A 7,709-nucleotide genomic window follows, 5' to 3' on the forward strand; every position below is an offset into this window, starting at 1 on the left:
CGAGGGTCTGCGCTTCGCCATCCGCGAGGGCGGCCGCACCGTCGGCGCCGGCGTCGTCACCAAGATCGTGCAGTGACGGGCTGAGAGCAGGCGAAGGAGAGGGCATCGCGCGCACCTCCGGCCAGGCCAGGCCGCGTGCGCACGAGGCGAGGGATCATGGACAACCAGAACATCCGCATCCGCCTGAAGGCGTATGATCACCGCGTGCTCGACACGAGCACGCGGGAGATCGTCAACACGGCCAAGCGCACGGGTGCGCAGGTGCGGGGTCCGATCCCGTTGCCGACGCGGATCGAGCGGTTCACCGTGAACCGCTCGCCCCACGTCGACAAGAAGAGCCGCGAGCAGTTCGAGATCCGCACCCATCGCCGGCTCCTGGACATCGTCGATCCGACGCCGCAGACGGTGGACGCGCTGATGAAGCTCGACCTCGCCTCCGGCGTCGATGTCGAGATCAAGGTCTGAGGACCGGGCCATGCGGACGGGTGTGATCGCACGCAAGCTGGGCATGACCCGGCTGTTCAACGACGACGGCACGCATGTGCCCGTCACCGTGCTGCTGCTTGACGAGGTGCAGGTGGTGGCGCAGCGCACCGAGGAGAAGGACGGCTACTCGGCCGTGCAGCTTGGCATCGGCCATGCGAAGGCGAAGAACACCGGCAAGGCGCTGCGCGGCCACTTCGCCAAGGCGAAGGTCGAGCCCAAGGCGAAGCTCGTCGAGTTCCGCGTCGATCCGGCTTCGATGCCCGAACTGGGTGCCACGCTCTCGGTCGATCATTTCGTCAAGGGCCAGATGGTCGATGTCACCGGCACCACCAAGGGCAAGGGCTTCGCCGGGCCGATGAAGCGCTGGAACTTCCGCGGCCTCGAGGCCTCGCACGGCGTGTCGGTCAGCCACCGCAGCCACGGCTCGACCGGCCAGCGCCAGGACCCCGGCAAGACCTTCAAGACCAAGAAGATGGCCGGCCATCTCGGCGACGAGCGGGTGACCACGCTGAACCTCGAGATCGCCGGCGTCGACGCCGGGCGCAGCGTGATCATGGTGCGCGGTGCCGTGCCCGGCGCGAAGGGCTCCTACGTGCTGGTGCGCGACGCGGTGAAGCGCGCGCGCCCGGCCGAGGTGCCGCTGCCGGCCGGCGTGAAGGCGTGAGGACGCGATGAAGACGACGGTGATCACGCTCGCCAATCAGCCCGCCGGCGAGGTCGAGCTGCCTGAGGCGCTGTTCGGCGCCGAGCCGCGCGCCGACATCATGGCGCGGGTGGTGCACTGGCAGCTCGCCAAGCGGCGCGCCGGCACGCACAAGGTCAAGGGCATGGGCGAGGTCAGCGGCACGACCAAGAAGCCCTACAAGCAGAAGGGCACCGGCCGCGCGCGCCAGGGCAGCCTGCGCTCGCCGCAGTTCCGCACCGGCGGCGTGGTGCATGGCCCGGTGGTGCGCGACCACGGCTACGCGCTGCCGAAGAAGGTGCGCCGGCTCGGGCTGATCTCCGCGCTCAGCCAGAAGGCGCGCGAGGGCAAGCTGATCGTGCTCGAGACGGCCGCATCCGACGGCAAGACCGGGGCGCTGAAGAAGCAGGTCGCCGCACTCGGCTGGCAGTCGGCGCTGGTCATCGACGGGGTAGCGCTCGACCAGGGCTTCGCGCGTGCGGCCCGGAACATTCCGGGGCTCGATGTGCTGCCCGCGCTCGGCGCGAACGTGTACGACATCCTCCGCCATGACGTGCTGGCGGTGACGAAGGCGGCGCTCGAGGGGCTCGCCCAGCGGCTCGGCGCCGCGGAGACGGCCGGGGAGACAGCGGCATGAACGACGAAACCGCAGAGCCCGCGCCGAAGGCGGTGCGCCGGATCTCGCCCGAGCGGATGTACCAGGTCGTGCTGAGCCCGGTGATCACCGAGAAGGCGACCGCGCTGACGGCTGCGAACCAGGTGGTGTTCCGCGTGCGGCTGGACGCGACCAAGCCCGAGATCCGCGCCGCGGTCGAGGGCCTGTTCAACGTGAAGGTCCAGGCGGTCAACACGATCGTCATGAAGGGCAAGACCAAGCGATTCCGCGGCCGGCCCGGTCAGCGGTCGGACTGGAAGAAGGCGATGGTGCGGCTCGCACCCGGCTTCTCCATCGACCTGACCACCGGGCTCGCCTGAGCGGGAGCGGGGAACGATGGCGCTCAAGCAGTTCAAGCCGGTCACGCCGAGCCTGCGCGGCACGGTGCTGGTCGACCGGTCCGGCCTCTGGAAGGGCAAGCCGGTCAAGGGTCTCACGGTCGGCAAGTCGTCGTCCGGCGGGCGGAACAACCACGGCCACACCACCGTGCGGTTCCGCGGCGGCGGGCACAAGCAGTCGTACCGGATCATCGACTTCAAGCGGCGCAAGTTCGACGTCGCGGCGACGGTGGAGCGGATCGAGTACGATCCGAACCGCTCGGCCTGGATCGCGCTGATCAAGTATGCCGACGGCGAGCTCTCCTACATCCTCGCCCCGCAGCGCCTGAAGGTGGGCGATGCGGTGATCGCCGGCGCGCGCGCGGACATCAAGCCGGGCAACGCGATGCCGATGGGGGCGATCCCGGTCGGCACGATCATCCACAACATCGAGATGAAGCCGGGCGCGGGCGGCAAGATCGCGCGCGCCGCCGGCACCTACGCGCAGCTGGTCGGCAAGGACGCGGGCTACGCGCAGATCAAGCTCTCCTCGGGTGAGCTCCGCACCGTGCGCGCCGAGTGCATGGCCTCGATCGGCGCGGTGTCGAACCCCGACAACAGCAACCAGCAGATCGGCAAGGCCGGGCGCATGCGCTGGCTGGGGCGCCGGCCGCACAACCGCGGGGTCGCGATGAACCCGATCGACCACCCGCATGGCGGCGGCGAGGGCCGCACCTCGGGCGGGCGCCATCCGGTGACGCCCTGGGGCAAGCCGACCAAGGGTGCGAAGACGCGCCAGAACAAGCGGACGGATGGGCTGATCATCCGCCGCCGCAACGCGACGAAGGGCTGAGCGATGCCGCGTTCCGTCTGGAAGGGGCCGTTCGTGGACGGCTACCTGCTCACCAAGGCCGAGGCGGCCCGCTCGTCGGGGCGCAACGAGATCATCAAGACCTGGTCGCGCCGCTCGACGATCATGCCGCAGTTCATCGGCCTGACCTTCGGCGTCTACAACGGCCGCAAGTTCATCCCCGTGCAGGTGAACGAGCAGATGGTCGGCCACAAGCTCGGCGAGTTCGCCCCCACCCGCACCTTCTCGGGCCACGCGGCGGACAAGAAGTCGAAGCGGAGCTGAGGCGATGGGCAAGATCGGCATGCCGCGCAGGCTGGACGACACGGAGGCACAGGCGATCGTGCGCAATCTCCGTGTCAGCCCGCGCAAGCTCAACCTGGTGGCGGAGATGATCCGCGGCCTGCCGGCGGCGGAGGCGCGCGCGGCGCTGACCTTCTCGAAGCGGCGCATCGCCCAGGCGGTGAAGAAGGCGCTCGACAGCGCGATCGCGAACGCGGAGAACAACCACGGGCTCGACGTCGACCGGCTGACCGTGCGCGAGGCGACGGTCGGGCGCTCGGTGGTGATGAAGCGGTTCCATGCGCGCGGCCGCGGGCGCGCGGCGCGGGTGGAGAAGTGGTTCAGCCATCTGACGATCGTGGTGCGCGAGCGCCCGCAGGCGGTGAGCGAGGGAGCGCGCTGAGATGGGTCAGAAGGTCAATCCGGTCGGGATGCGGATCGGCATCAACCGCACCTGGGACAGCCGCTGGTTCGCCGACAAGGACTACGCGAAGCTGCTGCACGACGATCTGAAGCTCAGGAAGTTCCTGCGCGGGAAGCTCGCCCAGGCCGGGGTGGCGCGCGTGGTGGTCGAGCGTCCGGCGAAGAAGCCGCGCGTGACGATCTACGCCGCGCGGCCGGGCGTGATCATCGGCAAGAAGGGCCAGGACATCGAGAAGCTGCGTCAGGAGCTGAAGGCCCAGGCCGGCGCCGAGGTGCAGCTCAACATCGTCGAGATCCGCAAGCCCGAGATCGAGGCGGTGCTGGTGGCCGAGAACATCGCCCAGCAGCTCGAGCGGCGCGTCAGCTTCCGCCGCGCGATGAAGCGCGCGGTGCAGTCGGCGATGCGGCTCGGCGCGCAGGGCATCCGCATCAACTGCGCGGGCCGGCTCGGGGGCGCGGAGATCGCGCGCGTCGAGTGGTACCGCGAGGGGCGCGTGCCGCTGCACACGCTGCGCGCCGACATCGATTTCGGGGTCGCCACCGCCAAGACCACCTACGGCACCTGCGGTGTGAAGGTGTGGGTGTTCAAGGGCGAGGTGATGGCGCACGACCCGATGGCGATGGATCGCCGCGCGGCCGAGCAGGCGCCGCAGCGCTGAGCCGGTTCAGGGATCACAGGTAGACGACGATGCTGCAGCCGAAGAAGACCAAGTGGCGCAAGGCCCACAAGGGCCGGATCCACGGCGACGCGAAGGCCGGCACCACGCTGAACTTCGGCTCCTATGGGCTGAAGGCGATGGAGCCGGAGCGGATCACTGCCCGCCAGATCGAGGCGGCGCGGCGCACGATCACGCGCCAGATGAAGCGCCAGGGCCGCGTGTGGATCCGCATCTTCCCCGACGTGCCGGTGTCGAAGAAGCCGGCCGAGGTGCGCATGGGCTCGGGCAAGGGCAGCCCGGAGCTCTGGGTGTGCCGGGTGAAGCCGGGGCGGATCATGTTCGAGCTCGACGGCGTGACGGCCGAGGTCGCGCGTTCGGCGCTCGAGCTCGCCGCGGCGAAGCTGCCGATCAAGACCAAGGTCGTGGCGCGGATCGGGCTGGAGGGGTGAGCGATGACCAAGCCGGCTGATCTCCGGGCGAAGAGCCCCGACGAGCTCAAGGACATGCTGATCGCGCTTCGGCGCGAGCAGTTCAACCTGCGCTTCCAGCGGGCCACCGGCCAGCTCGAGAGCACCAACCGCATCCGCACGATCCGGCGCGACATCGCGCGGATCAAGACCATCCTGGGCCAGCGCGCGTCAGCCGCGCCGGCGGCGGCCTGAGCGCGGGGGAGAGGAGACCATGCCGAAGCGCGTTCTGACGGGCCGCGTCGTCAGCGACAAGATGGACAAGACCGTGACGGTGCTTGTCGAGCGTCGCGTGATGCACCCGCTCTACAAGAAGTTCATCCGCCGGTCGAAGAAGTACGCCGCGCACGACGAGGCGAACCTCTGCAAGGAGGGCGACGTGGTGCGCATCGAGGAGTGCCGCCCGATCAGCGCGCGCAAGACCTGGCAGGTGATCGAGCGCAACGGCGCATCGCTCGCGGCCGAGTCGGCGCAGGCCGCAGGCTGAGGGGGATCGCGCCATGATCCATGTCGAATCCAACCTCGACGTCGCCGACAACTCGGGCGCACGCCGGGTGCAGTGCATCAAGGTGCTGGGCGGGGCGAAGCGCAAGACCGCCTCGGTCGGCGACGTGATCGTCGTCTCGGTGAAGGAGGCGATCCCGCGCGGCAAGGTGAAGAAGGGCGACGTGCACCACGCGGTGATCGTGCGCACGGCCTATCCCGTGCGGCGCACCGATGGCTCGGCGATCCGCTTCGACCGCAACGCGGCGGTGCTGATCAACAAGCAGATGGAGCCGATCGGCACGCGCATCTTCGGCCCCGTGGTGCGCGAACTGCGCGCGAGGAAGTTCATGAAGATCATCAGCCTCGCGCCGGAGGTGCTGTGATGGCTGCGAAGATCCGCAAGGGCGACCGCGTGGAGGTGATCTCCGGCGCCCACAAGGGCAAGCGCGGCGAGGTCCTGAAGGTGATCCCGAAGGAGAGCCGCGCGGTGGTGACGGGGGTGGCGATGGTGAAGCGCCACACCAAGCCGGGCGGCATGGGCCAGCCCGGCGGCATCGTCGAGAAGGAGGCGCCGGTGCACCTCTCTCACCTGATGCTGCTCGACCCGAAGACCGACCGGCCGACGCGCGTCGGCTTCCGCATCCTCGAGGATGGGAAGAAGGTGCGCGTGGCCAGGGGTTCGGGCGAAGTGATCGACGCGTGACGGAGGCGGCCATGGCAGAGGCCACAGCGAGCGCGGCCCGCCCGAAGGCGCGGCTGCAGGAGTACTACGAGACGGTGGTGCGGCCCGGGCTCGTGAAGGAGTTCGGCTACGCGAACCCCTTCGCGGTGCCGAAGCTCGAGAAGATCGTCATCAACATGGGCGTGGGCGAGGCGGCGAGCGATGCCAAGAAGCTCGACGCCGCGGTCGGCGACCTGACGCTGCTCGCCGGGCAGAAGCCGGTGAAGACCAAGGCGAAGAAGGCGATCGCCGGGTTCAAGATCCGCGAGGGCATGCCGATCGGCGCGAAGGTCACGCTGCGCCGGGCGCGCATGTACGAGTTCCTGGACCGGCTGCTGACGATCGCGCTGCCGCGCGTGCGCGACTTCCGCGGCGTCACCGGCAAGGGTTTCGACGGGCGCGGCAATTTCGCGATGGGACTGAAGGAGCAGATCGTCTTCCCCGAGATCAACTACGACAAGGTCGACAAGGTCCGGGGCATGGACATCGTGATCTGCACCACGGCGAAGACCGATGCGGAAGCGAAGGCGCTGCTCAAGGCGTTCTCGCTGCCCTTCGCCAACTGAGGAAAGGCTCGGAAGACCACCGGCGCGTGCCGGCAGGTTCGGAGGATCGGAATTCATGGCCAAGACTTCTTCTGTCGAGCGCAACCTGAAGCGCGAACGGATGGCGAAGCGGGATGCCGGCAAGCGCGCCACGCTGAAGGCGGTGCTGCGCCAGAAGGACGCAAGCCCCGAGGAGCGCTTCGCGGCGATGCTCCGGCTCGCCGAGATGCCGCGCAACGGCGCGGCCGTTCGGGTGCGGCTGCGCTGCACGCTCACCGGCCGGTCGCGCGGCAACTACCGCAAGTTCAAGCTGTGCCGCATCGCGCTGCGCGAGCTCGCCTCCACCGGGCAGATCCCCGGCATGGCCAAGGCGAGCTGGTAGGGCGGAGCGAGGAGAGAAACCATGGCGATCTCCGATCCCCTGGGCGATCTGATCACCCGCATCCGCAACGCGCAGCGCTCGCGGCGCAGCTCGACGCGCGCGCCGGCGAGCAAGCTGCACGCGAATGTGTGCGAGGTGCTGAAGCGCGAGGGGTATATCCGCGCCTGGAAGGTGCTGGATGTGCGCCCGGGCGTGCGCGAGCTTGAGATCGAGCTCAAGTATTCCGAGGGCGAGCCGGTGATCAAGGAGATCACGCGCGTCTCCACCCCCGGGCGGCGCGTGTACTCCAAGATCAAGGAGCTGCCGCGCGTCTACAACGGCCTTGGCGTGTCGATCCTCTCCACCCCGCGCGGGGTGATGAGCGATGTCGAGGCGCGCGCCGCCAATGTCGGCGGCGAAGTGCTCTGCCGCGTGTTCTGAGGCGGGAGGAGAAGCGATGTCCCGCGTAGGGAAGTATCCGGTGCCGCTGCCCGCCGGCGTGACGGTCGCGATCGCGAACCGCGTGCTGACGGCGAAGGGCAAGCTCGGCGAGCTCACCCTGCCGCTCGCCGAGGAGATCGAGGCCGCGGTCGAGGCGGGCGGCGTGGTCGTGAGGCCGCGCGACGAGGGCAAGCGCGCGCGCGCGCTGTGGGGCACCACGCGCAGCGTGGTCGCCGGCATGGTGAAGGGCGTGAGCGAGGGCTTCGCGAAGACGCTCGAGATCAGCGGCACGGGGTTCCGCGCCGCGGTGCAGGGCAAGGATCTCGTGATGAAC

Annotated in this window: 18 protein-coding genes; all 18 read left to right on the forward strand. The window is 69.3% G+C overall.

The features are described 5' to 3' along the window. A partial coding sequence (locus tag ACTIFU_RS20920; RefSeq protein ID WP_141855806.1) for a hypothetical protein occupies positions 1 to 76 on the forward strand: 76 nt, incomplete at its 5' end. A gap of 80 nt (positions 77 to 156) precedes the next feature. Further along, positions 157 to 465: a 30S ribosomal protein S10 gene (gene rpsJ / locus ACTIFU_RS20925; RefSeq protein WP_439580260.1), complete on the forward strand. Its 309-nt coding sequence runs from the start codon at positions 157 to 159 to the stop codon at positions 463 to 465. Between the two features lie 10 nt (positions 466 to 475). Then, on the forward strand, positions 476 to 1,150 hold the full coding sequence (gene rplC, locus ACTIFU_RS20930) for a 50S ribosomal protein L3 (protein ID WP_439580261.1): 675 nt from the start codon (positions 476 to 478) through the stop codon (positions 1,148 to 1,150). Positions 1,151 to 1,157: 7 nt separating this feature from the next. Beyond that, on the forward strand, positions 1,158 to 1,805 hold the full coding sequence (rplD, locus tag ACTIFU_RS20935; protein WP_439580262.1) for a 50S ribosomal protein L4: 648 nt from the start codon (positions 1,158 to 1,160) through the stop codon (positions 1,803 to 1,805). Between the two features lie 41 nt (positions 1,806 to 1,846). Then, a complete protein-coding gene (locus tag ACTIFU_RS20940) occupies positions 1,847 to 2,143 on the forward strand; it encodes a 50S ribosomal protein L23 (RefSeq protein ID WP_439580276.1) in 297 nt (98 codons plus the stop codon). 16 nt (positions 2,144 to 2,159) lie between these two features. After that, positions 2,160 to 2,993 (forward strand): 50S ribosomal protein L2, encoded by an 834-nt coding sequence (rplB, locus tag ACTIFU_RS20945; RefSeq protein WP_439580263.1) that lies wholly within the window; start codon positions 2,160 to 2,162, stop codon positions 2,991 to 2,993. Between the two features lie 3 nt (positions 2,994 to 2,996). After that, the gene (gene rpsS, locus ACTIFU_RS20950; protein WP_439580264.1) at positions 2,997 to 3,275 is read left to right on the forward strand and encodes a 30S ribosomal protein S19; all 279 of its coding nucleotides are present in this window, start codon (positions 2,997 to 2,999) and stop codon (positions 3,273 to 3,275) included. Between the two features lie 4 nt (positions 3,276 to 3,279). Continuing rightward, positions 3,280 to 3,675, forward strand: a complete 396-nt coding sequence (gene rplV / locus ACTIFU_RS20955) for a 50S ribosomal protein L22 (protein ID WP_439580265.1) — start codon at positions 3,280 to 3,282, stop codon at positions 3,673 to 3,675. 1 nt (position 3,676) lies between these two features. Continuing rightward, positions 3,677 to 4,354 carry a 30S ribosomal protein S3 gene (gene rpsC, locus ACTIFU_RS20960; RefSeq protein ID WP_439580266.1) on the forward strand — a complete coding sequence of 226 codons (678 nt, stop codon included), beginning with the start codon at positions 3,677 to 3,679 and terminating at the stop codon, positions 4,352 to 4,354. Positions 4,355 to 4,383: 29 nt separating this feature from the next. Then, positions 4,384 to 4,803: a 50S ribosomal protein L16 gene (gene rplP, locus ACTIFU_RS20965; protein ID WP_439580267.1), complete on the forward strand. Its 420-nt coding sequence runs from the start codon at positions 4,384 to 4,386 to the stop codon at positions 4,801 to 4,803. Positions 4,804 to 4,806: 3 nt separating this feature from the next. Further along, positions 4,807 to 5,016 carry a 50S ribosomal protein L29 gene (gene rpmC, locus ACTIFU_RS20970; RefSeq protein ID WP_439580268.1) on the forward strand — a complete coding sequence of 70 codons (210 nt, stop codon included), beginning with the start codon at positions 4,807 to 4,809 and terminating at the stop codon, positions 5,014 to 5,016. Between the two features lie 19 nt (positions 5,017 to 5,035). Beyond that, positions 5,036 to 5,308 (forward strand): 30S ribosomal protein S17, encoded by a 273-nt coding sequence (rpsQ, locus tag ACTIFU_RS20975; RefSeq protein WP_439580269.1) that lies wholly within the window; start codon positions 5,036 to 5,038, stop codon positions 5,306 to 5,308. Positions 5,309 to 5,321: 13 nt separating this feature from the next. After that, entirely contained in the window at positions 5,322 to 5,690 is a 369-nt protein-coding gene (rplN, locus tag ACTIFU_RS20980; RefSeq protein WP_439580270.1) for a 50S ribosomal protein L14, read from the forward strand. After that, entirely contained in the window at positions 5,690 to 6,010 is a 321-nt protein-coding gene (gene rplX, locus ACTIFU_RS20985) for a 50S ribosomal protein L24 (protein WP_439580271.1), read from the forward strand. The genes rplN and rplX overlap by 1 nt, the downstream gene beginning before the upstream one ends. An 11-nt stretch (positions 6,011 to 6,021) precedes the next feature. Continuing rightward, positions 6,022 to 6,594, forward strand: coding sequence for a 50S ribosomal protein L5 (rplE, locus tag ACTIFU_RS20990; RefSeq protein WP_439580272.1), 573 nt, complete (start codon positions 6,022 to 6,024; stop codon positions 6,592 to 6,594). A 55-nt stretch (positions 6,595 to 6,649) separates the two neighbouring features. Continuing rightward, positions 6,650 to 6,955, forward strand: a complete 306-nt coding sequence (rpsN, locus tag ACTIFU_RS20995) for a 30S ribosomal protein S14 (protein WP_439580273.1) — start codon at positions 6,650 to 6,652, stop codon at positions 6,953 to 6,955. 21 nt (positions 6,956 to 6,976) lie between these two features. Then, positions 6,977 to 7,375 (forward strand): 30S ribosomal protein S8, encoded by a 399-nt coding sequence (rpsH, locus tag ACTIFU_RS21000; protein WP_439580274.1) that lies wholly within the window; start codon positions 6,977 to 6,979, stop codon positions 7,373 to 7,375. A 16-nt stretch (positions 7,376 to 7,391) separates the two neighbouring features. Then, a partial coding sequence (locus ACTIFU_RS21005) for a 50S ribosomal protein L6 (protein WP_439580275.1) occupies positions 7,392 to 7,709 on the forward strand: 318 nt, incomplete at its 3' end.

The sequence above is a fragment of the Elioraea sp. genome, from assembly GCF_051860475.1.
Taxonomy (GTDB): domain Bacteria; phylum Pseudomonadota; class Alphaproteobacteria; order Acetobacterales; family Acetobacteraceae; genus Elioraea.